Genomic DNA, 25,715 nt, shown 5'->3' on the forward strand with positions numbered 1-25,715 from the left:
TCCCTCGGTGTCGGAAGGTGTCTCGGGCGGGAGGTGGTGGGTCGCAGTCGGGGTCGGGGTCGGGGTCTGGGTCGATGGCGGGCGGGCGGGCGGGTTCGGGTTCAGGGGCCGGCGCGGCCGACGGCGAGGAGCACGGCGGTGACCGCCGCCGCGGCGAGGAGGAGGACGAGCACGGCCGAGCCGATCCCGTAGCCCAGGTAGAGCCGCCGGGCCCGCGCCGGGTACGCGGCCGCCGCGGCCCGGTCGCGCACCCGCAGCCGCAGGTACGCCGAACTGGCGGGGGCCAGCCGGGTCACGCGCAGCGCGTGCCCGAGGATCGAGTACCCGTCGAGGGGAGGCAGCGGAACCAGGTTGACCAGGGCCTGCGCGCTGCCGAGCAGCAGGAGCGCGCCCAGCACCCGGCCGGTGGCGTCGCCCTCGGGCAGCGCCGCCCACCAGCCGAGGAACGGCAGCAGGAAGAGGAGGTTGGCGAAGGCGCCCGCCCCGGCCACGGCCAGCTGGTCCCGACGGCGCCGCAGGTAGCGGTAGTTGTCGACGGTGCAGTACATGATCGCGACCGGCAGCCGCCAGCGCAGCCCGATCTCCCCGACCGTGCCCCCGACGTGCCGGGCCGCTATCCCGTGCGCGAACTCGTGCAGGGCGGTGCTCAGCCACAGCAGCGTGGCCACCGCGACCAAGGGCACCGGACGGGACAGCAGCCACCACAGGTCGCCGAGGAGCCGCCCGGCGGAGGCGGCCAGCAGCCCCTCCATGGCCAGGCACACCAGCAGCAGTACGCCCAGCACGGCCGGCCGCAGCACCGGCCGCAGGAACGCGTGCAGCCGGGCCGTGGTCGCGTCGGCGTCCGCGACCAGCCGCAGGGTGCCCTTCAGCAGGGTTCCGGTGCGCTGCGGCCCCGGCCCGGCCGCGGGTTCCGGGGCCGGGCCGCCCGCGAGCAGCCGCCGGCTCCCGAGCAGCCCGAGCAACTGCTGCCAGTTGCGCTCGCCGAGCCGCCGCCCGAAGGTCCGCCCGTACGCCTCGCCGATCTCGGCGAGGCTGCGGGACCCGTCCAGCCGTGAGACCAGGAAGTACTCCTTCGGGCCGATCTCGAACGCGGCCCCCGACGCGGGGTCCTTGACCAGGTGCACGACGGCGGCGCCGTTCAGCAGGGGCGGCGACAGCAGGATCCCCGGGCGCAGCGCGGGCCGGTGCTCCGGCATCCCGGACGGCGCGGGTGGGGTCACGGCCCGACCACCCCGGCCGTACCGGCCTCCGTACCCCCGGCGGGGTCCGCTCCGGCGGCCGCGCCCTCGCGCAGGACCCGGCCCAGCAGGTGCGCCAGGTAGGCCTCGTCGCGGATGGTCACGTGCAGCCGGTTGTTGGTCATGTGCATGTACGGGGAGAGCAGCAGCGGCAGCGCCACCGCCGGATCCGTCACCTTCTCGTCCCGGGTGCCGTCCCAGGACCGGAAGACCAGCTCGCCCGAGAGCGCGAGGGCCTCGGCGCGCCGGCGCAGCTCCCGGCAGTGCTCGGCCCAGCCGGCGAGGAAGCCGGGCAGCCGCCCGGTCTCGCCGGAGCCGACGGCCTCCAGGACGGCGGCGAAGCGGCGCCCGAGCCCCGGGCCGGTCTGCGCGTAGGTGCGGTCGTACTCGGCCGATCCGATGAACCCGGTACCGGGGAAGGCCTGGTGCCAGAACCGGTAATAGCGGTCGAGGTAGCCGCCCAGCTCCTCCCGGTCGGGCAGGAACACCCCGGCCATCACCATCATCAGCTGGGCCGCGGTCCCCAGCAGCACGGTCCGCACGTGCAGGTTCATCCCGGCCAGCGCCTCCATGACGAGGTCGCTGGAGTGCGCGAAGTGCCATTCGGCCAGCTCGATCCCGGCCGGGCCGCCGTACTTGCCGTACTCCGGCTCGTAGGGCTCGTAGCTGTACGAGTTGTTGGGCCGCAGGTTCATCCTGCCGTCGGGTCCCATGAAGGCGGCGCGGTCGCCCTCGGGGAACTCGATGTCGAACAGGGTGTTGTAGAACTCGTTGAGGAAGCCCGAGTCCACCTCGTACAGGGCCGGGCGGGCATTGAGGAACGCCGACACCGCCTCCTCGGCACGGCGCCGGACCTCCGGTTCCGCCTCCGGGCAGGCCGGACGCAGCCGCAGCCGTACGTGCGGACCCTCCAGCCAGTAGTTGATGAAGAAGTGGCCGGCCAGCAGGCCGTCCTCGGTGAGCGAGGCGATCAGCGGGCGCACGCAGTTGACCAGCAGCGGCTGCGGGTTGGCGGCGTAGAAGACGTGCATGGCCTGCCACGCGCCGCGCGTCGGGGTCATCTCTGACATCGGGGTCCGCCCTCCGGGCTCGGGGTGTTGGAGTTCGTGGTCGTCGTGAAGGTCTCCACGGCGAGCTCGGAGACGTGCGCGCCGCGCTCCGAGCGGGTGTGCAGGCCCCCGGGGTCCGGGAGCATCTCGCGGAACACGACGCGGTGGCCGGGCTCGCGCAGCAGCGGTTCCAGGGCGGCCAGTGACAGCAGGCTCGCGAAGTCCACGTACTGCGGTTTGGCGCCGAGCGCGGACGGGCCCGCCGACACCGTCGCGAAGACCCGCTCCGGCAGTCCGTGCGCCAGCCGCCAGCGCTGCCACTCCAGGAAGTGCGCCGCCTCCTGCGCTCCCCGCGCGGGCAGTTCGCCCGCCGTCGTGGTCCAGCTGCGGCGGCTGAGCACCAGGTCCCCGTGCACGACCCGCGGCCGTGTCGTCACTCCGCCGTGCGACACCGCCTCCGGCACCCCCGCCCACACGTCGAGCGGGGACATCGAGGACGGCGACAGGAGCAGCAGGGTGCGCGGTACGGCGGGCAGCGCCAGGGGCACCAGGTAGCCCAGGTAGACCGGGATCACCTCCGTGCCGAGCCGCCGCGAGCGCAGCACCACGCGGCCGGTCTCCGGCACGTGCTCCGCGTACAGGTCGTCGAGCCGCAGCAGCCGGTCCTCCGGCAGGGTGCCGCTCTCGCCCGGGCACACGATCTCGTAGTCGGTCAGTCGCCCGTGCAGGTTCAGGTTGGTGGTGACCGGACCTCCGGTGACCTCCGCGAACACCGCGCCCGGCGGGGTGACTTCGGCGGCCGTGGCCCGCAGCTGCCCGTCGAGGGCGTCCTGCCCGCCCTGTTCCTCGTACACGTGGGTGAAGCGGCTGAAGGGGAAGGACAGCCCGCCGTAGGAGCGGTTCAGCACCGTCAGCGGCCCGCCGGTCTCCGGGTCGCGGGCGAACTGGAGGTGGTGACAGCGCGGGGCGAACCCCGGTACCACCGCGTCCAGTTCACCGGCCACGTCCGCCAAGTCGGCCTCGTCCAGCCGCAGTTCGGTCCCGGCGTGTTCCTCGTACGCCGCCCAGTGCGCCCGCATCCGGCCGACGAAGGACCGCCGCGCCGCGTCCAGGGCCCGGATGCCCGGCAGACCCAGCCAGTTCTCCTCCGGCACGTACTCGCCCTGCGCGTCGAAGGGGTGCGCCGCGCCGAGAACGACAGGTACTGGTCGAAGAAGTCCTCGTGGAAGTCGTGGACCAGACCCAGCAGGTCGTCGCAGCGGCCGCCCTGCCCGTACCGGGCCGTGAAGAACCCCTCGAAGGTGATCCGCTGGGCGAGGGTGAGGTCGAAGGCCGGCAGGATCCGCTCCACCGAGCGCAGCGCACCGCCCCCCGAAGCCGCCCACGCGGGGCGGGCGGCCGTCAGGTCACGGCCCGCGCTCACGTCCTCGTACACCAGCGTCTGCGGCAGCGGGGTGTCCGGCGCCGCGCCCAGCTCCGCCTGCACCCGGCGCAGTCCGGCGCGCAGGGCCACCAGCAGCCGTGCGCGCTCGTCCCGGTCCGCCGCCGGATACCGCTCCAGTACCCGGGCGGGCTCCTCCAGCAGCCCGGCGAGGTGGTCGGCCCAGGGCCGCTCCAGCCCCGCGAGCGAGCGCTGGAACGCACGCACCGGATCGCCGCCGTGCACCTCGGTGTCCAGACAGGGCACCCGGACCATGCCGAGCTGGAGCAGGGCGCCGATGTACGCCTCGCACTCGACCGGGTCCGCGCCGTGCTCCGCCGCCAGCCAGTCGGCGAGCTCCCGGTGGCGCAGGTCGCCCCCGCCCGGGCGCTGCGCCCGCTCGGCGAACAGGGCCAGCAGCCGGTCCAGGGTGCCGCTGCGGCGCAGGAAGAACAGCCGGTCCTTGACGGCGTCGAAGGTGACCGCGGCGGCGTCGTCCCCGGCCGTGACCTGGCGGCGCACGTAGCGGATCCGGTCGTCCTCGCGGCCCCAGCCCGAGGCCGGCCGCAGCGGCAGGTCCCGGCGGCGCACCGGGTCGGCGAGGATCAACTCCGCGAGCCGCGCCAGCACCACCACGTTGAGGCGGACGTGACTGTTCCACCGGTCCTCGACCCGGATCCCGCCGGGGGTGTCCCCACCGGTGTCCGGGTCGACGAACGTGCCCGTCGCCACCCCGGTGAAAGTGCTGAAGGGGCTGGTCTTGCAGGCGGTGCGGTAGAGGTACGAGAGCACCGAACGTTCCGCCTTGCGCGCCCGGCCCCCCGGAACCCGGTCCCCGGCGGTGGCCGCGGCGTAGGCGTCGAGCTGTCCCTCCAGGACCGGGGAGGCGAGCAGCAGACCGTGCCGCAGCCGTTCGTCGCCGAGGAGCCCGCGCAGTGCTTCCCGGCCCCGTGCCAGGTCGGCCGCGAGCAGCGGTTCGCCCTCGGCCAGCAGCTTCTCCAGTTCGCGCAGCCGGTTCAGCCATCCGGCCAGCCGCTCGCCGACCGCCTCGGCACCGGCTCGGGCACCGTCACCGGCACGGCCGGCGGCATCAGGGCCGTCCAGGGCCGCGACCGTCCGCAGCGCGGCGTCCGGATCGGCCGGCAGCCTGCCGTTGTGGATCTGGCGGCGCAGCTTCAACAGGTCCCGGCGCAGGGCCGCGCCCGGCCCGCCCGGTTCCGGATCGGTCGCGCCGACCGCCCGGTGCAGTACCTCGCTCAGCCACTGCGCGTCGGTGCGCAGGACCTCCTCCGCCGCGAGGACGTCGGCCGCCCAGCGGCCGGCGTCGGGACAGCGCAGCGCGTCGGCCGCGGAGAGGGGCAGCCCGGCCACGCGCAGCATGAAACGGTCGCCGGCGTGCCATCGAGTGGTGGTGTTCATCCTGGTCTTCCTGCTTCTCTCGTCGCCCGCTCAGGCGATCTCGTGGCGGAAGTCGGCGGGCCGCGGCCGCTCGTGACCGAGCAGCATGATCAGCAGCGGTGCCTCGTCGGTGCCGGTCAGCCCGAGCCGCTCGCGGTACGAGACGTTGTCGAAGCCGAGCGCCACGCCCGCGCCGAGACCGTGGGCGGAGGCGGTGGTGTAGAAGGTCTGCGCGACGGCGCCGACGGCGGCCCCCACCAGCCGGTAGCCGCGGTCGCCCACGGCGTCGAGGACGGCGGTGGTCCGCACGGTGGGCACGAGCACCGCTCCCGCCTGCTCCAGGTTGTAGTTGGACAGGAAGTAGTTGCTCTGGAGGAAGGGCCCGGGCGGACCGGGAACCACGAGCCGCAGCGCGTGGGCCCGCGGGTCGTAGGCGTAGCTGCCCGGCGCGATTCCCTCCACGTGGTTGACGAAGGCGTACAGGGAGGTGAGCCGCGGCCCGTCGGGGCCCTCGGCCTCGCAGCCCACCGAGGTGGCGGCGCAGTCGGCGAGGGCGGCCGCCAGTTGCTCCGCCGGGACGGGCCGGTTCGCCTCGAACCGGCCGAAGCTGCTGCGCCGGGCCCGCAGCGCGTCCGCCGCGCCCAGCGGGGCCGGGGCCGGCGCGGGCAGGGCCACCGGGTCCGCGCCCCGGGGCGGGTGCGCGGCCGCCGCGTCCAGGGCGCCGGGAGCCGGACGGTCGGCGGCGCGGCCGAGGGTCGCCTCGTGGATCCGGCGCAGCGTCTCGAAGGCGAGCACCTCACGGGAACGTTCGCAGTCCCGGTGACGCACCCGCGGCCGCTCGGCCGGGACCCCGCCGCGCGCCACCGGGCCGCTGCCCCGCGCCACCGGCGCCGCGGCCTCCCACTCCAGCGGGACGACCGCGAAGACGCCCTCCTCCTCGGGGGCCACGCCGAGCAGCCGGGCCAGCCGCTCCTCGTCGAACCAGAGCACGGGCGCGATCCGCAGCCCGTACTCCCGCGCCCACAGCCGCCAGGTCTGGAGCACCGCGCCGATGTCCATGCTCACGGCGTGGAAGGAGAAGCTGTTGTACTTGAAGGCGTTCTGCCAGTACTTGACGCTGAGCACCAGGTACTGCGACGCGCCGTCCGCCACCCCGCCGAGCGCCTCGCGCACGTCACCGGTCACATCGCCCGTCAGCAGCCGGCGCAGCCCGTGCTGGTGCGGCGCGTAGTGGTACACCCCGGGCGTCAGCGGCCCGCCCGGCCCGGCCGCCCAGTACACCCCCACCGGATAGAGCCCGCCGCCCGAGGCGGTGCCCCGCGACCAGTTGGCCTGCGTGTAGTGGGGGAGCGCCGACAGGTCGGTGTTGGCCTGCACGCCCAGCCGGCGCCCGGTCAGCCCGTACGAGTCCTGGAGCATCCCGGACAGCAGGGGAAGGGTGAACCCGCCGGCCGGCGCCGGGCCCGCCGCCGCGGCGGGCTCCGGCAGCGGCAGGGTCTCCGCCTCCGGGTAGTACTTGGCCTTGCGGGGGCGGTCGGCCCAGTCGGGCACGAAGTCCACGGGCTCCATCGGAACCCGGCCCCGGTGCATGATGGCACTGGCGTAGTCATGGGCGTAGCCCACAAGTCCTCCTCGGTTCATGTCGGACACGACGGCTGCCGGGTCAGGGGAAGGGGTGCGGGGCCGGGTTCAGGTCGGCGGGCTCCAGATCCCGCTCGCGCAGCCCCGCCTCGCGCAGCGCGGTCCGCAGCCGCGGCATCCCGAGCGCCCGCTGCCGCGACCAGCCGAAGTCGATCGGCAGCAGACCCGGCACCAGCACGCTCACGGTGTGCAGGCCCAGCGCCCGCTGCTCCGGCAGCGTCTGGTCGACCACGACCACGTCGAACCCCTCGGCGGCCACGGCCTCCACGCACCGGTCGAGGTCCTCACGGACGTCGGACGCCACGCCCCCGGGCGGGGCCAGCGCCGAGACGGGCCGCAGCGGTTCACCCGTACCGCCGCGCAGCAGGAAGTCCGCGTGCCGGCCCATCTCCGGCACCCCGTACACCAGGGGGTGGTCGTGCAGCGCGGTGACCAGGTCGAAGTCGGCGGCCATGGCCCGCAGCCGCACCTCGTCCCGTTCGGTGCGCCCGGGCAGGTTCACGGCGTCCGTGGCGATCTCGCACAGCGCCGAGTCCAGCGCCGACTCCGGGTCCAGCCCGGCCCCGGCGCCGAAGCACATGCGCCCCGGCCCGCCGTCGAACCGCTCCGCCACGCCCGTCACCACCGGGACCGGGAAGCTGATCCGGGTGTCGAAGAACCGGGCCCGGTACCCGTACAGCGCGAGCCGGTCGACCATGGCCCGCGTCGACGCCCGGGAACTGGTCGCCGGGTCGATCTCCGGCAGCGGCTGGCGCCCGTACCAGGCGAGCAGGAAGGCGTCGCGCTCGACGACCTCCATCAGCCCGAAGTAGCAGGCCTCGGCCAGACTCCCGCCCGAGGCGCACCCGTTGGAGCTCTCCTGCACGAACCGGTTCTCCAGACCCGGCGCGTGGTAGTACGTCAGCACCTCCGGGACCAGCCGCGGCTCGCGGTCGCGCAGCGACCACCCCCACACCCACGGGATGGTCCGGTCCGGGTCGAAGGGACGTACCCTCGGGTTGTCCCGGTGGAACGCCTCGCTGTACAGGCCCACCCGGCGCGGATCGACGGCCCCGTCGCCGAACTCCCGCAGCGAACCGGTGACACTGGTCGTACGGGACCGCGCCCGCATGCCCGCGTACCGCTCCAGACCCTCCAGCACCCCGACCCGCGCGCTGCGGTCGAAGGTGTCCGTGTGGCCGCCCCAGAACGTCTCGCGCAGGTACTCGCCCGAGCGCATCGAGAAGCACCCGATGGTCGCGGAGGTGGAGGTGGAGGAGACGTCCTGGACCAGCGAGGGCCCCAGCGCCCCGCACAGCGGGTTCGCGAACGCCGCGACCTCGATGCCGTACGCCTCCACGGGCCGCGTACGGAAGCTCCCCGGCCGGTACTTGGGCGCCGCCCCGGCCACGAACTCGCCCGGCGCGTCCACCGTGGGCGTACCGCACACCGGGCACTCCGGGTCGGGCACCAGCGGGTAGTGCCGCACCACGCCGCTGCGCAGGTCCAGCAGCCGCACCTCGGGGAACACCCCGCGATCCGCACCGGCGCCCCCGGGCGCGCCCGGACCGGTCAGCGCCACGACCAGCGCGGCCAGCGCGTCGGCGGCGAAGGCGTACGCGTACGGCCACTCGCCCGCCGCCAGCGTCCCGCCGCCCAGCTCCAGCGCGTCCCGCAGCGCCACGGACCGCACGGCCTGCCAGCGCCGCTCCAGACACCGCGCGCACCCGGCCCCGCCCGCCGCCGCGGCGACCGGCCCGACCACGGCCTGGTACCCGTACAGGCTCACCGGAACGGCCCCGGCACCCGCCTCCTCGGCCGGAGCCGCGAAGGCGTCGCGCAGCCCGAGGGCGGTCAGGGCCACCGGCGGCCCGCCGAGTACCGACAGGGCCCGCTCCAGCAGGTCCGCGAACCGCCGCGCCGCTTCGGCGCCGAGTCCGTCGGCGACGGCCGCCCCGGCCCGCACCAGCGGCGCGGCGAGGCCGTTACGCGTCATCGCCCGGCTCCCGGACCGCCGTGAGCAGCACCCGCACCGTGTGGATCCCGGCGCCCGCCAGCTCCCGCGACCCGGTTTCCGCGACGTACGCGTCGAGCCCCGAGGCGGCGAGCCGCTCCCGTACCCCGTCCCACGAGGCCGCCGGCTCCGCGCCCAGCGGCCCGGCCGCACCCGACACGGCCAGCGCCCGCGCGTCGAGGTCCGCCAGCAGCGGGTCCCCGGTGTCGGCCGGCCCGCCGCCGCCCGCTTCGTCCGCCTCGTACTGCGCCGCGCCCAGCAGCTCCCGCAGGGCCGCGACCGCCGCCGTACGCCGGTCCAGTCCCGCACCGAGCGCCCACCGGCCGCCGGAACGCGCCAGCAGCACCGCCGCTCCGCTGCGCGCCCCCTCGCCGAGGTCCAGCAGCTCCGGCCGCATGCCGAGCCGCTCCGCCGACCGTACGAGGAAGCCGAGTTCCGCGTCCTCGCCGTCCGGCGCCGGCAGCGGCACCGCGGCCGCCGCCGCACCCCGTACGGCCCGCAGCAGCGCGGCGTGCCCGAGCGCGGACAGCAGGCCCGCCGCGGCGGCGTCGGCGGGGGAGGGGCCCGCGCCCGCTCCGGCCCGGGACCGCTCGAAGAGCCGCTCGGCGTTGTGCGGGCCGAACGGCCGCACCGCGCCCGCCGGAACCAGTACGGGCTCCTTCGTCAGCAGGGAGAACGCCCGCTGGTGCGCACCGGCTCCGCCGGGGATCCCGCTGGACGTCGCGAGCGCCGAGGGCGCCACGGGGGTTTCCCGCCCGGTGTCGGTCAGCAGCCCGCGCGCGGGCACGACGTGCTCCGCGTAGACGAGGGCGGCCGCGTCCAGGGCGCGCATCCGGGCCCCGGCGACGTGGTGGATGTCGAAGGCGGCCACCGAGCGGGGCCCCGCGTGCCCGATGCCCAGTTCCACGACGCCGAGCTTCAGCGGGAGCTGCGTCAGTTCCTCGTCGGCGTACCGGGTGAACACCCCGGCGGCCGGGCGGACCAGGGCCGAGCGCCGGTTCAGCTCCTCGACCAGGGCGTCCGCGTCGCGGGCCGTCTCCAGGGTCGGCAGTGCGGGGGTGTCCGTGGTCCCGGCCGCGGCGAGGTCGACCGGCGCGCCCGGTTCCGCGTCCGCGCAGAACGGGCAGCGCGGGTGCGGGAACAGCGGCTCGGCCGTCACGTCCAGCGAGGCCATGTCCTGGACGAGCAGCCGGCCGGCGGTCTCGGCGGGCAGCGCCCCCGACGTCGCGCGGAACACCTCGTACCCGAGCAGGTTGCCGATCATCGCGGCCAGCGGCCGCCCCGGCACGGGCCCCGCCGCCGGCCCGGCGTCCGGCAGCGCCAGGGAGCTCCACAGCTCGGCGGCCCCGGCGCCGCCGCGGGCCGCACCGAGGCGCAGCGCCGCGCAGGCCCAGCATCCGGCGGTGCCCCGCGTCATCAGCGGCCCGACGACCGCGTCACCCCCGTACGTCCAGGCCGGCAGCAGGCTGCGCCCCTCGGGTATCCCGGCGCGCAGCAGCGGGAAGAGCCGGCCGGGAGCGGCCGTCCCACCGGTCACCACGACGAAGTCGAAGCCCGTCAGCTTGTCCCAGTCGAGGGCTCCTTCGGGGTCGGGCAGGGTGTGGATCCGTACCGGGGCGCCGTCGGCCCGCGCCTCCTCGGCCTCCGCGAGCACCTCGGCGCGCTCCAGTCCGGGCAGCAGGCCGATCTCCGCGCAGCCGTTGCGGACCAGGCTCAGCGCGCACCAGAGGGCGACCCGGTCCTCGCCGAGGACGGCGACCCGGGTGCCGCGGAAGCGCAGGAAGCGGGCCTCGGCGTCGTCGGCGTAGTGGTCGGCGTAGGCGATCTGCGGGGCGAACCGGCGGGCGACATCGGGGTCCGCGGCGGCGGCGCCCGCCGCCGGTTCCGGCTCGGCGACGGATCTCGCGAAGTCCCGCTCGTACAGGGTCTTGACGAGTTCGCCGACCATCGCGCGCTGGGGTTCGCCCAGCCCCTGACAGAGCTCGGCCACGGAGTGCTCGCCGGTGAGGTGCGGCACGATCAGCGTGGCGAAGCGGTACGCCGTCTTGGCGTTGAGGCGGAAACCGCCGTCGGAGTTGTGGAACAGCACTCCCTCGGGCGTCTGCGTGAAGAGCACGTCCCGGCGGATCCGGGGCCGGGAGGTGGCGACGGCTTCGTAACTGGCTTGGGACATGGAACACCTCTGATTGCGGTCTGGGTGGGACGGTGACGTGAGGTGGGAAATGCCGGTGAAGGGTGTGCGGGGGTGGGGCAGGGGTGTGGAGGGTGCTCAGTGGGCCAGGGGTGCCACGGCCGCGCCGTCGTGCTCCCGGGCCAGCCACCGCGCGTAGACCCGGAGGAAGGCGTGGATCCGGTACGGCTGGCCGGGCGGGCCGTCCTCCAGCAGCCCGGCCTCCACCAGCTGTTCGAGCACCGGCCCGGTGCCCGCGGCGCAGGGGCCGGGGCCCGGCTCCAGGGAGCCGAACCGCAGGAACGTCTCCCGGAGTTCGGGGGCGAGGGCGCTGAGGGCCTGCCCGAACACCTCCGGGACGGAGAGCCGGGGGTCCTCGGCCAGCGCGAGCCGCCCGGGGGTGTCCTGCGACAGCCAGGCGGCGCAGTCCGCGACGGACAGCCCCGGCCGGGTCAGCAGCCGCCCGGCGGCGATCCGCAGGGCGAGCGGGAAGTACCCGCAGACGGCGGCCAGTTCGCGGGCCGCCCGCTCCTCGGCGGCGATCCGTTCGGCGCCGACGAGCCCGGCGAGCAGCCCGTGGGCTTCGGACGGGCCGAGGACGTCGAGGCGGTGGACCGCGCCGCCGTGCGTGGCGACGACCGCCGCGAGCCCGCGCCGGCTGGTCACGAGCACCGACGCGTCACCGGACGCGGGCAGCAGCGGCAGCACCTGGCCCGCGCCGGCGGCGTTGTCGAGGATCAGCAGCCTTCGTCCGGCGCCGGGCGCGGGCAGCAGCCCGCGAGCCTCCCCTGTCGGCACGCCGCTGCCGTCGGGGCCGGACAGGTCGATGCTGAACACCCCGCCGGGGAAGGCGTCCTGGACCTGGTGCGCGCACTGGCGGGCGAGGGCCGACTTGCCGATCCCGGGGGCTCCGGAGACGACGAGCAGCCGGGGCCCGTCGGGGTCGGCGAGCCGCAGCGCCATGGTCCGCAGGTCCGTCGCGCGCCCGGCGAAGCCGGGCACGGGCGGTATCCCGCCGGGCTCGGCGGGCCGTACGGAGGGCAGCGCGGGCGCCGTCGCGGGCGCGGGCGGGGCCTGCTCCCCGGGCCGGGCGGGCCCCAGCTCCTCGGACCGCAGGATCGCCAGCTCCAGGCGCCGCAGGCCGGGACCGGGGTCGACCCCGAGCTCGTCGCGGAGGCGGTCGCGCACCGTGCGGTACTCGGCCAGCGCCTCGGCCTGCCGGCCGGTGCGGTAGAGCGCCTCGATCAGCTGCTCGGTGAACCGTTCCCGGACGGGGTGCCGGCGCCCGCTGTCGTAGAGGTCGACGAGCACCTGGTGGCAGTTCCCGGCGGCGAGTTCGAGATCGCAGACCCGTTCCAGCACGCGCAGCCGCTCCTGTTCGAGCGCGGGAACCGCGTCCCGCTGGAGCATGCGCGAGGCGACGTTGGCCAGCGGCTGGCCCTGCCAGAGCGAGAGGGACTCGCGGAGCCGGTAGAGCTCCTCGTCCGTACCGGCGGCGGCCCGCGCCTTGGCCGCGAGTAAGCGGAAGAGCACGAGGTCGAGCGTCCCGGTGTCGTTGAGCATCCGGTATCCGCCCGGCACGGCCTCGATGGTGGTCGCGGATATGCCGTATTTCGCGAATAGCCTCCGCAGCCGCAGCACGCACGTCTGCAGGGCCGCCCGGGCCGTGGCGGGCGGTTCCTCGTCCCATACCGCGCGGAGCAGATAGTCGGTGGAAACGACCGTGCCGGGATGGAGGAGAAGAGCGGCCAGCAGGCTGGTCGGCTTGGACGGTTTGAGAACTACGGTCTCGGGGCCGTGCGCGATGCTCAGGGGCCCCAATAGCTGGAACCGCATGATGGTCCCCCGTGTCGGGTCACATGACTGTCGAGATGGGCGTGACGGGGGCGGTGGTCTGCCGAGCCCCGCCCCCGACACACTCCGGAAATAGTCCGGACCAGTGCCCGAGGATGCCCGCCGCCCCCCGTTGGACGGTGAATGACTGGAACACTACATAACGGATCTTGTGAAAGTCGAGTCGTCGGCTGGCTCAATTCGAACCCACCGTTCGGACTTCTCCTCTCAGTCACCCCGACGCCTCGCGGAGTTACTGTCGACCCGCCAAGACTGTTCATAGCTAAACGAGTTCCGATGGCCGGATCGCTTGAGTCCTAATGGAGAAATCCGCGCCGCCGCATCTCCACCACGACCGGATTGCAGCGCTCCGCCCGGCGGATTCCGACCTCGACAACCGGAATCCGCCCTGATGGCGGCGGGGGAGGGCGGGTTACTCGAACCGTGCGGTGTCGCCCGCGCCCCGGCGAACGATTTCGGCCTCGCCGCTCGAGAAATCGATGACGGTCGTCGGCCGGGTACCGCAGTCGCCCGAGTCGAGGACCGCGTCCACTTCGTGGTCGAGCCGCTCCTTGATCTCCCATCCCTGCGTCATCGGTTCCTCCTCGTCGGGCAGGAGCAGGGTGCTGGAAACCAGCGGTTCGCCGAGTTCCGCGAGCAGCGTCTGCGTCACGAGGTGATCGGGAATCCGGACACCGACGGTCTTCTTCTTCGGGTGCAGCAGCTGGCGCGGCACCTCGGAGGTCGCGCGGAGGATGAAGGTGTACGGGCCGGGGGTCGCGGCCTTGATCGCGCGGAACACGTCGTTGTCCACGTGCGCGAACTGGCCCAGCTGTGCGAAGTTCTGGCACACGAGGGTGAAGTGGTGCCGGTCGTCGAGGTCGCGGATCGACCGGATCCGGCCGAGGGCCTCCCGGTTGCCCAGCTGGCATCCGAGAGCGAAACAGGAGTCGGTCGGGTACGCGATGAGCGCCCCGGAGCGGATGCTGTCGGCCACGCTGCTGATGGTGCGCCGCTGAGGATTCTCGGGGTGCACGTCGAAGTACTTCGCCATCCGCCGAGCCTACGGGACCGGAACCCGCCGTTCGGCCGCCGTCGCGCGGGACGCCGCGGGGGCCCCGGCTGCCGCGAACGGCCCGCCCCCGCAAGCGGAAGTGCTCCGTCCGGGTTCTCTTCGGGGACCCGTTCGGCCCCAGGGCCGAGTTTGTGATCATCGTTTTGGCTCCCGATCGTTTTGATGCTGCCATCCGGCCGTGCGATATCTGGGAGGGCTGCGTGGCGATGCCGCGGACGAAACGGACGAGGGCCTGGAGTGTCGTGGCCGCGGTGACGGGCGCCGTACTGGTCGTGGCCGCCGCGCCGGGCCGGGCCCCCGGCGCGGACGTCCCGCGCCGCGGCGCGGGTACGCCCCCCGGGGCGGCCGTGACCCTGCTGGTCGCCCGCGCGCTCGACGTCGGCCGCGGGTCCGGCGGGGTGCGGTGCGCCGCGGGGACCTACCGGGCCGGCCTGTGCGGTGCCTGGCGCGAACAGCGGGTGCTGGCGACCGCCCGGGGCGACGGAGCCGTCCTGCGCGGCCCGTACGCGGTCGCGGGGGACGTCCTGCCCACCGACCCCGACGGCCCCCTGGAGATCGCCGCCGAGTCCGCGGGCCGCCTCACCGACGTGAGCGTCCACGACGCCCACGGCCGGCACCTGGCCGGCGAACTGCTCCCCGGCACCGGCCGCTGGCGCAACACCGAACCACTGCGGGCGGGCGAGAGCTACACCGTGCGGGTCGGCGCCCAGGACGGGTCCGGCGCACCGGTCGGCGCGACCATGGCCTTCAGGACCTCGCCGCCCGCCGACGGAGGCCGCCTCACCGCCGAGTTCGGCCCCCTGCCCGGCACGTACGGCGCGGGCGAGATCGTCACGGCCGAACTCAGCCGCCCGGTGCCCGCGGCCGACACCGAAGCCCGCGTCCGGCTGGAGCAGGCGCTCCAGGTGACCTCGGAGCCGCACGTCGAGGGCGCCTGGCACTGGGTCGACGACTCCACCCTGCACTTCCGGCCCCGCACCTACTGGCCCGCCCACACCGTCGTCCGCGTCAGCAGCGGACTCGACGGGGTCGAACTCGGCGACCAGGGGTACGGGGGGCCCTCCGAGCCCCTCCGGTTCACCGTCGGCGACCGGATCGAGGCCGTCACCGACTCCGCCGCCCACGAGATGACCGTACGCCGCAACGGACGGGTCATCAGGACCATCCCCGTCACCACCGGCAAGGCGGGCTTCCTGACCCGCAGCGGCATCAAGGTCGTCCTCGGCAAGGAGCGCAAGGTCCGCATGCGCGGCGACTCCGTCGGGATCAAGCGCGGCACCAAGGAGTTCTACGACCTGCCCGTCCTCTACGCGACCCGCGTCACCTGGAGCGGCGAGTACGTCCACGCCGCCCCCTGGTCGGTCGAGGCGCAGGGCGAGGAGAACGTCAGCCACGGCTGCACGGGCATGAGCACCGAGGACGCCGCCTGGTTCTTCGAGACGGTCCGCGAGGGCGACATCGTGGAGGTGGTCAACAGCGGGGGCGACGAGATGCCCCCCTTCAGCAACGGCATCGGCGACTGGAACCTGGACTGGCGCACCTGGCTGTCGGGCAGCGCCCTCGCCGCCGCACCCCCACGGGACCCCGCCCCGCTCCGCGCGTCCCGCCTCCACCCGACGACCTGACCCGCCGTCGGCCGGCTGACCCGCCGTCGGCCGACGGGGCGGCCGGCGCCCGCCGGGCCGGGGCCGATGTGCTGAACCGCACGGCCCCGAGGCATCCCCGCCCCGCGCACCGGGCACCCACCACCGGTGACCCCTCTCCAGCTGCGCAGCCCCGCACCGCAGGCCGTCACCCGCCCGCGCCGGGCCCTGGTCGCCGGCGCGGCGGGCAACTTCGTCGAGTGGTACGAGTTCGGCGTCTACGGCTGCTTCGCCACGGTCATCGCCGCCCGGTTCTTCACCCCGGACCCCGCGACGGGCCCGGCCGGCGCCGGACCGCTCATCGCCACCTACGCCTCCTTCGCCGTGGCCTTCTTCTTCCGCCCCGCGGGAGCCCTGCTGTTCGGCCGGCTCGGGGACCGCGTCGGCCGCCGCCCCACCCTCGTCCTCGTCATCTGCCTCATGACGGCCGCCACCGCCCTCATCGGCCTGCTGCCCACCCGGGCCACGGCCGGCGACGCCGCCCCCTGGCTGCTCACCCTGCTGCGCGCCCTCCAAGGCCTTTCCGCGGGAGGCGAGTTCGGCGGGGCGGTCGCCCTGATGACCGAGTACGCGCCCGCCGGGCGGCGCGGCCGCTACGGCGCGTGGCAGTCCTTCACCGTCGCCCTCGGCCTGCTCGCGGGCGCCGCCACGGCCGCCACGGCCGCCTCCCTGCTCTCCCCGGCGGCCCTGTACGACTGGGGCTGGCGGATCCCGTTCCTGCTCGCCCTGCCCCTCGGCGCGGTGGCGCTGTGGCTGCGCACCGGCCTGACGGAGCCGCCGCCCCCGCCCCGGGCCCCCGCGCCGCCCCCGCGGGATCCCGCCGCCGCGGCGCCCGCGGCCCCCGGCACCGCCCGCGCCGTCGTGCTCGGCATCGGCCGGATCATGGGCTGGTCGGCGGCCGGGTACACCTTCCTCGTCGTGCTCCCCTCCTACCTCCAGTCCACCCTCGGCGCGACCTTCCGGGAGGCCCTGATCGCCACCACCGTCGCCAACCTCGGCTTCGCCGCCGCGATCCTGCCCGCCGGCATCCTCAGCGACCGCGTCGGCCGCCGCCCCGTCATGCTCTGCGGCGCCCTGTGCGTCACCCTCTTCGCCCTCCCGCTCCTGCACCTCCTCCAGGACCCGGCCGCCTCCGCGACGGCCAAGGCGGCCGCCGTACTCGGCGCGGGCGCCGCCGTCGGCCTGCTCGCCGGCCCCGGGCCCGCCATGCTCGCGGAGATGTTCCCCGCGTCCGTGCGCTGCACCGGGCTCGGGCTGGCCTACTCCCTCGCCAACGCCGTCTTCTCCGGCTGCGCGGGCCTCGCCGTCACGGCCCTGACCGCCGCGACGGGCGACACCGACGTCCCCGCCTACTACGCCGCCGGCGCCTGCGCCCTCAGCGCCCTCGCCCTGGCGGGCCTGCGCCGAGACGACCACCTGCGGCCCCTGCGATGAGGGTCGTCGGCCTGATGTCGGGCACCTCCTACGACGCGATCGACGCCGCCGCCGCGGACCTCGCGTTCACCGACGGGGGCGACGCCCTGCGGCTGGTCCCGCTGGGCATGATCAGCGCCCCCTACGAGGACACCCTGCGGACCGCGCTCGCCGCGGCCCTGCCCCCCGCGGCCACCACCCTGGCCGACGTGTGCGCGCTCGACACCCGCATCGGGCAGGCCTTCGCGGCACTGGCCGTCCGCGCCGACCGCGAACTGTGCGGTGGTCAGGCCGAGTTGATCGCCTCGCACGGGCAGACCGTCTACCACTGGGCATCCGGCGGAACCGTGCACGGGACGCTCCAGCTCGGCCGTCCCGCCTGGATCGCCGAGGCCACCGGCCGCCCCGTCGTCGCCGACTTCCGCCCGGGCGACGTCGCGGCGGGCGGCCAGGGCGCCCCGCTGGTCAGCCTGATCGACCTGATGCTCCTGCGCGGCCGCCCCGGCGCGCCGGCCGCCCTCAACATCGGCGGGATCGCCAACGTCACCGCCCTGCCCGCGTCCGGACCGCCGCTGGCCTTCGACACCGGGCCCGGCAACGCCCTGCTGGACGCGGCCGCGCGCCGACTCGCCCCCGGCGGGCCGGGGTTCGACGAGGGCGGCGCCCTCGCGGCCGCCGGACGGGTCCACGCGCCGCTGCTGCGGCGCCTGCTGGCCGAGCCGTACTACCGGCTGCCCGCACCCAAGACCACCGGCAAGGAGCTCTTCCACCCCGGCCACCTGGACGCGGCCCTCGCGGGCTTCGGCGGCCTGCCGCCGCAGGACGTCATGGCCACGCTCACCCGGCTCACCGCGCGGACCGTCGCCGACGCGCTGGGCCCGCTCGGCGTCACCGAGGTCTTCGCCTCCGGCGGCGGCACCCGCAACCCGGTGCTCATGGCCGCGCTCCGGGAGGAGCTGCCCGCGGACACCGCCCTGCTGGACTCCGGCGTGCTCGGCCTGCCCGCCGGCGCGAAGGAGGCGTACGCCTTCGCCGTCCTCGGGTTCCTGGCCCTGCACGGGCTCCCCGGCAACGCCCCCGCGTGCACCGGCGCCCGCGGTCCCCGGATCCTCGGCTCCCTCACCCCGGGCCGGGGCCCCCTGCGCCTGCCGCCCGGGCCGGCCTACCCGCCGGCCTCCCTGGTCGTCGTCCCGCCCCCGACGGAAGGATCCCGGCCCGGATGATGCACCGTCCGTGAGGGCACTACGGAGGCGACCGGCTGTCGAACGTACATCCGAACGACGGGTGCCCCGCCTCGCCGGAACGGTCCGCCGTCCGCATAGTGAGTGGAGGAACGGCAGGCGGAAGGGGACGTCCCGTGCCATCGGTGCGACCGGGGGGCGAGCAGGCTCAGGGCCCCTTCCGGTCCGAGCCCGGAACCCTGCTCGAACACGTCTCCGTGGCCGTCTTCGGCATCGACGACCAGGGAGACGTCTGCTACTGGGGCCCCGGCGCCCACGACCTCTTCGGCCACCACGCGGGCGAGATCCTCGCGCGGCCCGGCGGGCTCCTCCTCGCCGAGGGCCCCGCGGCGGCCTCCCGGCTGGTGGAGCGGGCCAGGACCGAGGGCTACTGGCGGGGCCGGCTCACGGCACGCCACCGCGACGGCACCGCCTTCGCCTGCGGATTCCGGGTCTTCCCCGTGACCGGCACCGGCGGCCGCTCGGTGGTCATGGGCCTGGCCAGCCGCAGCGAGGAGCTCGACCGGGTCAAGGGCAACCTGGCCTTCCTCGACGCGCTCTTCGAAACCTGCCCCATCGGCCTGGTCATGCTCGACCAGGACCTCCGCTACGTCCACCTCAACCAGGCCCTCGCCGACATGGACGGCCTGCCCATCGCGGAACACCTCGGCCGCCGCATCGACGAGGTCATGATCGTGACCGACGGCGACGAGTTCCGGAGCATGCTCCACGCGGTGGCCGACGAGGGCGCACCCGCCGTCGGGGTGCTGACCGGCCTGCACCCCCTCGGCCATCCGGACCGTGACCAGGTGCGCTCGGTGAGCTTCTTCCCCCTCAGCGGCGCCGTCGGCACGCGGCCCGGGCTCGGCGGACTCATCCTGGACGTCACCGACCGGGAACGGGCCATCCTGGAAGCCGCCGCGGGACGCCGCCGCCTCGCCCTGCTGGACCGCGCCTCCACCACCATCGGCACCACCCTGGACGTGGGGCGGACCGCCCAGGAGCTGGTCGACGTGGCGATGCCCGAGTTCTGCGACGGCGCCGTGGTCGAAGTCGTGGAGTGGATGGACGAGACCGAGCTCTTCGACCCCGACCGCCCCCTCCTCACCCGCCGCATCGCCTCCGGGACGGTCCTGCCGCCGCCCGCCACCGAACTCGTCAGCGGAGTGGAGCGGGTGCGCTACCCGCCCGGCTCCGTCATCCACGACATGCTGCGCACCGGCCGGCCCGTCTCCGCCACCGTCGACGAGGACTTCCTGACCCGCACCGTCTCCATCGAGTCCCGCGCGCGCCTCATGGCCGAGAGCGGGGTGGCCTGCGTCCTCGTCGCACCCTTGATCGCCCGGGGCACCGTCCAGGGCATCGCCGTGTTCGGCCGTTCCGGCGGCCGCCCGGCGTTCACCGGGGACGACCTCGCCCTGGCCGGGGAGCTGGCCTCCCGCGCCGCGATCTGCCTGGACAACGCCCGCCTGTACAGCCGCGTCCAGGACATCTCCCTCACCCTCCAGCGAGCCCTGCTGCCCAGCGCGCAGGCGACCAGCCCCTACGCGGAGGTGGCGCACCGCTACGTCCCCGGCGGCCGCGTCACCGAGGTCGGCGGAGACTGGTACGACGTGATCGAACTGCCCGGCCACCGGGTCGCCCTGGTGGTCGGCGACGTGATGGGGCACGGGGTCCCGGCCGCCGCGGCCATGGGCCGGCTCCGCATCACCACCAAGGCCCTGGCCCGGCGAGAGGTCGAACCGGCCGCCATGCTCGGCGAGCTCGACGCGCTCGCGCGGGAGGCCGGCATCGAGCTGGCCACCTGCCTCTACCTCGTCTACGACGCGACGACCGGACGCGCCCGCATCGCCAGCGCCGGCCACCCCCCGCTCCTGGTCCTCCACCCCGACGGCACGGTACGGACCGTCGACGAGGTCCTCGGCGTGCCGCTCGGCGTCGGCGGCTTCCCCTTCCGCACGACGGAGATCGAACTCCCCGAGCGGGCGGTCCTCGCCCTGTACACCGACGGACTCGTCGAGGCGCGCGGCCGGGACATCGAGGCCGGGCTCGACGCGCTGCGCGCCGAACTCGGCCGCCCGGGCGGCCCGCAGGACACGCTGGAGACGACCGCCGACCGCATCCTGGCCAACCTGCTGCCCGACCCGGCCGCCGACGACACGGTCCTGGTCCTGGCCCGCGTCCGCCGCGCGCCCTGACGGGACGGGGAGGTGCGCCGCGGGCCCGCCGGGTCCAGGGTGGAAGGGGGACGTACGCACCACTGACCGAGGTGAGCGAGGGACGATCCATGACGGCGACGACGCGCGAGAACACACCGGTGGAGATCGAGGGCGGCGGCGTCGAGCTGCGCACCCGGGAGATCGGCGGCGGCCTGTCCGTCGCCTTCGTGCGGTTCCCCGCGGGGACCGACATGGCTCCCGCCCTCAAGGGCATGCCGGACGACCTCTGCCCCTGCCCGCACTGGGGCTACCTGCTCAAGGGCCGGCTGAAGATGGTGACGAAGGACGGCGAGGAGGTCTACGAGGCGGGTCAGGCCTTCTACTGGCCGGCCGGCCACGCCCCCGTGGCCCTGGAGGACTGCGAGTACGTCGACTTCTCCCCGACGCGGGAGTTCACCGAGGTCGTGGACCACATCAAGGCCCAGGGCTGACCCGCCCGCCGCCGCCCCCCGGCGGCCGTTCGCGCCGCGGCCCGCGCCCGCCGAACAGCACGAGGCCCCGGGGCGTCGCGGCCCCGGGGCCTCGTACGGTCACTTCGCTTGACCGCCGGTTCAACGATCCGGGGCCCGGTACGTCACGCCGGGACACCGCCTAGGGTGGCGTCGTGACGAAACCGAACACGGGCGCGAGCGGGTACCGGGTGCTGTACGGGTGCATGGGGCTGGGCGGGAGCTGGGATCCGGCGCCGTACGGGCCCGCGGACATCGACGCCGCCGAGGCGGCCGTCGAGGCGGCCCTCGACAGCGGCATCACGGCCTTCGACCACGCCGACATCTACCGCCACGGCAAGTCCGAGGCGGTCTTCGGCGAGGTCCTCGCGCGGACGCCCGGACTGCGCGAACGCATCACCCTCCAGACCAAGTGCGGGATCCGCCTCGCGGACGGCACCGGCCCGGGCCGCTACGACCTGCGCGGCGAGAGCATCACGCGGCGGGTCGAGGAGAGCCTGACCCGGCTGCGGACCGACGCGGTCGACGTCCTGCTCCTGCACCGCCCCGACCCCCTCGCCGACCCCGACGACATCGCGCGGGCCCTGACGTCCCTGCACCGGCAGGGCCTCGTGCGCGCCTTCGGCGTGTCCAACATGGGGGCCGCGCAGATCGCCCGGCTCCAGGCGGGGATCGGCCTGCCGCTCGTGGCGAACCAGCTGGAGATGAGCCTGCACAGCCGCGACTGGGTCGAGGCCGGGGTGCTGCTCAACACCCCCCGGGCCGCCGCCAACGGCTTCCCCTTCGGCACGCTGGAGCACTGCGCCGACCACGGCATCCGCCTCCAGGCCTGGGGCGCGCTGGCCCAGGGCCGCTTCACCGGCCGCCAGGAGACCCCCGCCGAACGGGCCACGGCCGACCTCCTGGCCAACCTCGCCCACCGCAAGGGCACCACGCCCGAGACGGTCCTGCTGTGGTGGCTGATGCGGCACCCCGCCGGCATCGCCCCGGTCATCGGCAGCGCCCGCCCGGACCGCATCCGCGCCTGCCGCGACGCGGCCCGGCGCGAGCCCGACCTCACCCACGAGGAGTGGTACGAGCTCTGGGTCACGGCCCGCGGGGTACCGCTGCCCTGAGCAGCGGCACCACCGCCCCGAGCATCGGGTTCCGCCGTGTCGTAACACCTCCGCGACCTCGCCCGGGGCCGATAGTGGGGCGGTGAGCGAGAGCGCGGAGGGACCCGGCCCGGCCGGTGACGGCGGCGGCGCGGCCTGGTCCGGGAGCGAGGGCGCGCAGGCCTTCGCGGCGGTGGAGGCGGCCACGGACTGGCTCCTCGGCTACCCCTTCGTCTTCCGGGCCCTGTCCGACCGGATCGGCGCCGGCTCGGTCCTCGTGGACTACGGCTGCGGCCCCGGCAAGGTCGCCGACCGCGCGGCCCGCCGGCTCGGCGCGTACGTCATCGGGGTCGACACCTCGCCCGAGATGCTCGACCTGGCCCGCGACCGGGCGCGGGCCGTCGCCGAGTTCCACCTCGTGGAGGACGGCCGGGTCACCGCCCTGGCGGACGGCTGCGCCGACGCCGTCATGTGCAACCACGTCCTGGCCTCGCTGCCCACGCGGGAGGCGGTCCTCGCCGTCTTCACCGAGATCCGCCGGCTCCTGCGCCCCGGCGCCCCCTTCGCCCTGCTGAGCACCGACCCCGCCCGCAGCGGCACCGCGTACGCGTCGCTGCGCATCGGTGAGGCGGGCGAGGAGTACGGGCCCGGCGACCCGCTGACCGTACGACTGCTGCGCACCGACGGCTCCTGGCAGGAGATGAGCAACCACGCCTGGCCCGTCGGCGTCCTGCCGGCCCTGCTGGACCGCGCCGGCTTCGGGGACGTCGTCCAGCACCACCCCACCGTCGACGAGGCGCTCGACGTCGCGGACCCGGACCTCGTCCGCAGCCGCCCGTGGCGGGCCGAACGGGCGGACCCGCCCCTGGTGGTCACCACCGCCCGGGCGCTCTGACCACCCGTCGAACCCGGCCGGAGGCCCGCTGGAGCCCGGGCAGCGGCCCCCGGCCCCCCGCCCCCGGCCCCGCCTAGGATGGCCGCATGACCGCTGCCTCCCCCGGCCCGACGGCCGCCCCCGCCCCGAGGAACCACGGCGGCTCGCTGGCCAGGTCCCAGCGGTCGTTGGGCGATCCACGGCTGGAGTACCCGCTGTGGCCGCCGCTGCCGCGCGGCTGCCCCGGTACCCGGACGGAGCGGACGGACTTCCCCCTGGAGGTCGACTACGCCTACGAGCACACCCCCGCCGGCCTCTTCGACGCACCGGTGCGCGCCGGACTGGAACGCTGGGCGCCGCTCCTGCCCCCGCTCGACGCACCCGGGCTGGGGGAGGGCGCCACCCCGCTGCTCCCCTTCGGCGACGGAGTCTGGATCAAGGACGAGTCGCGCAACCCCACGTGGAGCCACAAGGACCGGCTCAACCGGGTCACGGTGAGCGCGGCCGTCCACGAGGGAGCACCGGGCATCGCCGTGGCCTCCTCCGGGAACCACGGCGCCTCGGCCGCGGCCTACGCCGCCCGCGCCGGCCTGCGGTGCGTGGTGCTCGCCTCCGCCGGCGCCCCGCCCGCCGTCGCCTCGTTCCTGCGGGCGTACGGCGCCGTCGTCCTGCCCGTTCCGGCGCCCGACCGCTGGCCGCTGCTGAACGAGATCACCGACCGGCTCGGCTTCCACCCCGTCAGCAACCTGACGCGCACGCACACCGGACACCCCTTCGGCGCGGAGGGGTACAAGACCATCGCCTACGAGATCCACGCCGAGATCGGCGTCCCCGCCGCCGTGTTCGCCCCCACCGGGTACGCCGAGATGCTCTTCGGCATCGGGAAGGGCTTCGCGGAACTGCGCCGGCTCGGCGTCACCGACCGGGTGCCGCGCATGATCGGCTGCGAACCCGCCGCGGGCGGCCCGCTGTCGGCGGCGATCCGCTCCGGCACCCCCGCCGCCGTCGTACCGGTCGGCCCCACCGACGCGTACGCCATCAGCTGCGCGGCGGGCGGACACCGGGGGGTCCGCGCCGTCCTCGACAGCCGGGGGGCCGCCCTGCTGGTGACGGACGCCGAGCTGTCCGGCGCCCAGGCGGCCCTGGCCGCCCAGGGGATCTGGGCGGAGCTGTCCGCCGCGGCCGGACTGGCGGGGCTGCGGCAGCGGACCGCCGCCGGAGAGGAGTTCGACGGGCCCGTGGTGTGCGTGTCCACCTCCAGCGGCTTCAAGGGCCTCGGCGTGGGCGCCGAACCCCTGGAACCCGTCGACCCCGCCTGGGACACCGTCTCCCGGCTGCTGGAGGACGCCGGCATCGGCTGACGCGCCCGGGGGAGTATTCCGGTTGCCTCCCGGGGCCCCCGGCTGACAGGGTCCCCGGATGCCCACCTTCACCACCGCCGACGGAACCCGCCTCGCCTACCGCGTACTCGGGGACGGCGATCCGCTCCTCTGCGTCCCGGGCGGACCGGCCGACTCCCGCTACCTCGGTGACCTCGGCGGACTGTCCGCGCACCGCCGCCTCATCGCCTTGGACCTGCGCGGCACCGGCCGCTCCGAAGTCCCCGAAGACCCCTCCTCCTACCGCTGCGACCGGATCGTCGACGACGTCGAGGCCCTGCGCGTCCACCTCGGTCTCGACCGCACCGACCTGCTCGGCCACTCCGCCGGCGCCAACGTCGCCACCCAGTACGCGATCCGCCACCCGGAGCGCCTCGGCAGGCTCGCGCTGATCACCCCGGGCAGCCGGGCCGTCGGCATCGAGGCCACCGGCGAGGAACGGCGCGCGCTCGCCCGGCTGCGCGCGGACGAACTCTGGTTCCCCGGGGCGTTCGCCGCCCTGGAGGCGATCACCCGCGGCACCGGCGGCGACTGGGAGGCCGTCAGCCCCTTCTTCTGCGGCCGGTGGGACGACGCGGCGCGCGCACACCAGGCGGCCGCCCGCCCGGCCAACGGGCAGGCCGTCGCCGGATTCGGAGCGGAGGGCGCCTTCGACCCGCCGGGCGCCCGGGAGGCGCTCGCCGGCTGCGGGGTGCCGACGCTGCTGCTGGCCGGGGAGTACGACCTGAACAGTCCCCCCGGGACCGTGGCCGCGTTCGCCGGCCTGTTCCCCGACGCGAGGCTCGTCGTACAGCCCGGGGCCGGGCACTACCCGTGGATCGACGACGCCGACCGGTTCACGGCGGCGGTACGGGCCTTCCTCGGCTGACCGGAGCCGCCCGCGGAACGCCGCTCAGCCCGTCGGACGCCGCTCAGCCCGCGGACGGCAGCGGATGGCCGTCGTTGTCGGTCGGGTCGAGCTGGCTGGAGAACCGGTTCAGGAAGGCGTCGTACCAGCCGTCCGGCCGCCGGGTCAGGGTCGCGCCGTCCTGCCAGGTGCCGTTGTCATCCCACCACTGGCTGTCGTACGGGTCGCCCTGGTTCTGGTGGATGTTGTGCATCCCCAGGCCGTGGTGGCGGAACGGCTCCCCGAAGACCAGGATCTCCCTCCCGGGTACCAGGATCGGCTCCAGCGCGCGGGCGGCGTCGAGGTTGGAACCGGAGGTCCACGGCCGCTGCGGGCTCCACCGGTCCGCGAGCGCCCGGAGCAGGGCGGGAGGGCGGCGCAGGAAGAGGCAGCCGGACCGGTCCGCGAGCGCCGGGTGCCGCAGGTAGTCCAGGGCGCCCGAACCGGAGCTCATGGAGAGGTCGTGGTACCCGGGAGCCAGGGACGGCACCGGATCGAGCACCGAGGGCGCGAGCACGAGCGTCTTCCACCGCACCCCGGTGGCCGACTCCTTGCTGTCCACGTCGACGGCGCACCGGTAGCGCCCGGCGGGAGCGTCGACCTCCAGATTGACGTGGAACCAGGCGCCCTGGGTGTCGGGCCGGTCGCGGAAATGGCGGTGCAGCGTCCCTGACAGCACGCCGTAGGCGTCGAGTGGCATGCCGTCCAGTCAACCACC

The 25,715-nt window shown here is 75.3% G+C and carries 17 protein-coding genes and 1 pseudogene; 9 read left to right on the top strand and 9 right to left on the bottom strand.

The genetic code is table 11. The features are described 5' to 3' along the window. Positions 1-101: 101 nt before the first annotated feature. From AC07B0_RS00875 to AC07B0_RS00910, 8 genes and pseudogenes are all read right to left on the bottom strand, one after another. Complete coding sequence (locus AC07B0_RS00875; protein ID WP_356872032.1) at positions 102-1,199, bottom strand: M50 family metallopeptidase; 1,098 nt, start codon at positions 1,197-1,199, stop codon at positions 102-104. A gap of 20 nt (positions 1,200-1,219) precedes the next feature. After that, positions 1,220-2,302 carry a lantibiotic dehydratase C-terminal domain-containing protein gene (locus AC07B0_RS00880; RefSeq protein WP_478896689.1) on the bottom strand — a complete coding sequence of 361 codons (1,083 nt, stop codon included), beginning with the start codon at positions 2,300-2,302 and terminating at the stop codon, positions 1,220-1,222. Then, positions 2,299-5,129, bottom strand: a pseudogene (locus AC07B0_RS00885) (lantibiotic dehydratase). Before AC07B0_RS00885 ends, AC07B0_RS00880 begins: the two are co-directional and overlap by 4 nt. Before the next feature lie 30 nt (positions 5,130-5,159). Then, complete coding sequence (locus AC07B0_RS00890) at positions 5,160-6,731, bottom strand: SagB family peptide dehydrogenase (RefSeq protein WP_478896059.1); 1,572 nt, start codon at positions 6,729-6,731, stop codon at positions 5,160-5,162. A 40-nt stretch (positions 6,732-6,771) separates the two neighbouring features. Then, positions 6,772-8,724 carry a TOMM precursor leader peptide-binding protein gene (locus AC07B0_RS00895; protein WP_478896060.1) on the bottom strand — a complete coding sequence of 651 codons (1,953 nt, stop codon included), beginning with the start codon at positions 8,722-8,724 and terminating at the stop codon, positions 6,772-6,774. After that, entirely contained in the window at positions 8,714-10,915 is a 2,202-nt protein-coding gene (locus AC07B0_RS00900; RefSeq protein ID WP_478896061.1) for a TOMM precursor leader peptide-binding protein, read from the bottom strand. The genes AC07B0_RS00895 and AC07B0_RS00900 overlap by 11 nt, the downstream gene beginning before the upstream one ends. Positions 10,916-11,011: 96 nt before the next feature. Continuing rightward, positions 11,012-12,748 carry an AfsR/SARP family transcriptional regulator gene (locus AC07B0_RS00905; protein WP_356871833.1) on the bottom strand — a complete coding sequence of 579 codons (1,737 nt, stop codon included), beginning with the start codon at positions 12,746-12,748 and terminating at the stop codon, positions 11,012-11,014. Positions 12,749-13,178: 430 nt separating this feature from the next. Continuing rightward, on the bottom strand, positions 13,179-13,799 hold the full coding sequence (locus tag AC07B0_RS00910; protein WP_356871831.1) for an L-threonylcarbamoyladenylate synthase: 621 nt from the start codon (positions 13,797-13,799) through the stop codon (positions 13,179-13,181). A gap of 263 nt (positions 13,800-14,062) precedes the next feature. Here AC07B0_RS00910 and AC07B0_RS00915 point away from each other — a divergent pair, with 263 nt between their 5' ends. The 9 genes from AC07B0_RS00915 (at position 14,063) to AC07B0_RS00955 (ending at position 24,979) form a co-directional block, all read left to right on the top strand. Next, the gene (locus AC07B0_RS00915) at positions 14,063-15,445 is read left to right on the top strand and encodes a L,D-transpeptidase (protein WP_478896062.1); all 1,383 of its coding nucleotides are present in this window, start codon (positions 14,063-14,065) and stop codon (positions 15,443-15,445) included. A 126-nt stretch (positions 15,446-15,571) separates the two neighbouring features. Next, positions 15,572-16,897 carry an MFS transporter gene (locus AC07B0_RS00920; protein ID WP_478896063.1) on the top strand — a complete coding sequence of 442 codons (1,326 nt, stop codon included), beginning with the start codon at positions 15,572-15,574 and terminating at the stop codon, positions 16,895-16,897. Further along, entirely contained in the window at positions 16,894-18,099 is a 1,206-nt protein-coding gene (locus AC07B0_RS00925; protein ID WP_478896065.1) for an anhydro-N-acetylmuramic acid kinase, read from the top strand. Before AC07B0_RS00920 ends, AC07B0_RS00925 begins: the two co-directional genes overlap by 4 nt. Positions 18,100-18,233: 134 nt before the next feature. Continuing rightward, positions 18,234-20,294 (top strand): SpoIIE family protein phosphatase, encoded by a 2,061-nt coding sequence (locus tag AC07B0_RS00930; protein ID WP_478896067.1) that lies wholly within the window; start codon positions 18,234-18,236, stop codon positions 20,292-20,294. An 89-nt stretch (positions 20,295-20,383) separates the two neighbouring features. Beyond that, a complete protein-coding gene (locus AC07B0_RS00935; RefSeq protein WP_356871821.1) occupies positions 20,384-20,746 on the top strand; it encodes a cupin domain-containing protein in 363 nt (120 codons plus the stop codon). 173 nt (positions 20,747-20,919) lie between these two features. Further along, positions 20,920-21,879 carry an aldo/keto reductase gene (locus tag AC07B0_RS00940; RefSeq protein WP_478896069.1) on the top strand — a complete coding sequence of 320 codons (960 nt, stop codon included), beginning with the start codon at positions 20,920-20,922 and terminating at the stop codon, positions 21,877-21,879. An 82-nt stretch (positions 21,880-21,961) separates the two neighbouring features. Continuing rightward, positions 21,962-22,753: a class I SAM-dependent methyltransferase gene (locus AC07B0_RS00945; RefSeq protein ID WP_478896071.1), complete on the top strand. Its 792-nt coding sequence runs from the start codon at positions 21,962-21,964 to the stop codon at positions 22,751-22,753. Positions 22,754-22,839: 86 nt separating this feature from the next. After that, positions 22,840-24,093 carry a threonine synthase gene (locus AC07B0_RS00950; RefSeq protein WP_478896073.1) on the top strand — a complete coding sequence of 418 codons (1,254 nt, stop codon included), beginning with the start codon at positions 22,840-22,842 and terminating at the stop codon, positions 24,091-24,093. A gap of 58 nt (positions 24,094-24,151) precedes the next feature. Further along, on the top strand, positions 24,152-24,979 hold the full coding sequence (locus AC07B0_RS00955) for an alpha/beta fold hydrolase (protein ID WP_478896075.1): 828 nt from the start codon (positions 24,152-24,154) through the stop codon (positions 24,977-24,979). 43 nt (positions 24,980-25,022) lie between these two features. On the opposite strand, the gene AC07B0_RS00960 is transcribed toward AC07B0_RS00955, so the two are convergent. Further along, positions 25,023-25,697 carry a DUF2278 family protein gene (locus tag AC07B0_RS00960; RefSeq protein WP_478896077.1) on the bottom strand — a complete coding sequence of 225 codons (675 nt, stop codon included), beginning with the start codon at positions 25,695-25,697 and terminating at the stop codon, positions 25,023-25,025. Positions 25,698-25,715 lie beyond the last annotated feature (18 nt).

The sequence above is a fragment of the Streptomyces sp. NPDC044704 genome, from assembly GCF_056433525.1.

Coding starts and splice junctions, on each gene's coding strand:
- AC07B0_RS00905 (WP_356871833.1), bottom strand. CDS start 12,748: ATGCGGTTCCAGCTATTGGGGCCCCTGAGCATCGCGCACGGCCCCGAG.
- AC07B0_RS00925 (WP_478896065.1), top strand. CDS start 16,894: ATGAGGGTCGTCGGCCTGATGTCGGGCACCTCCTACGACGCGATCGAC.
- AC07B0_RS00950 (WP_478896073.1), top strand. CDS start 22,840: ATGACCGCTGCCTCCCCCGGCCCGACGGCCGCCCCCGCCCCGAGGAAC.
- AC07B0_RS00935 (WP_356871821.1), top strand. CDS start 20,384: ATGACGGCGACGACGCGCGAGAACACACCGGTGGAGATCGAGGGCGGC.
- AC07B0_RS00880 (WP_478896689.1), bottom strand. CDS start 2,302: ATGACCCCGACGCGCGGCGCGTGGCAGGCCATGCACGTCTTCTACGCC.
- AC07B0_RS00955 (WP_478896075.1), top strand. CDS start 24,152: ATGCCCACCTTCACCACCGCCGACGGAACCCGCCTCGCCTACCGCGTA.
- AC07B0_RS00910 (WP_356871831.1), bottom strand. CDS start 13,799: ATGGCGAAGTACTTCGACGTGCACCCCGAGAATCCTCAGCGGCGCACC.
- AC07B0_RS00875 (WP_356872032.1), bottom strand. CDS start 1,199: ATGCCGGAGCACCGGCCCGCGCTGCGCCCGGGGATCCTGCTGTCGCCG.
- AC07B0_RS00900 (WP_478896061.1), bottom strand. CDS start 10,915: ATGTCCCAAGCCAGTTACGAAGCCGTCGCCACCTCCCGGCCCCGGATC.
- AC07B0_RS00895 (WP_478896060.1), bottom strand. CDS start 8,724: ATGACGCGTAACGGCCTCGCCGCGCCGCTGGTGCGGGCCGGGGCGGCC.
- AC07B0_RS00960 (WP_478896077.1), bottom strand. CDS start 25,697: ATGCCACTCGACGCCTACGGCGTGCTGTCAGGGACGCTGCACCGCCAT.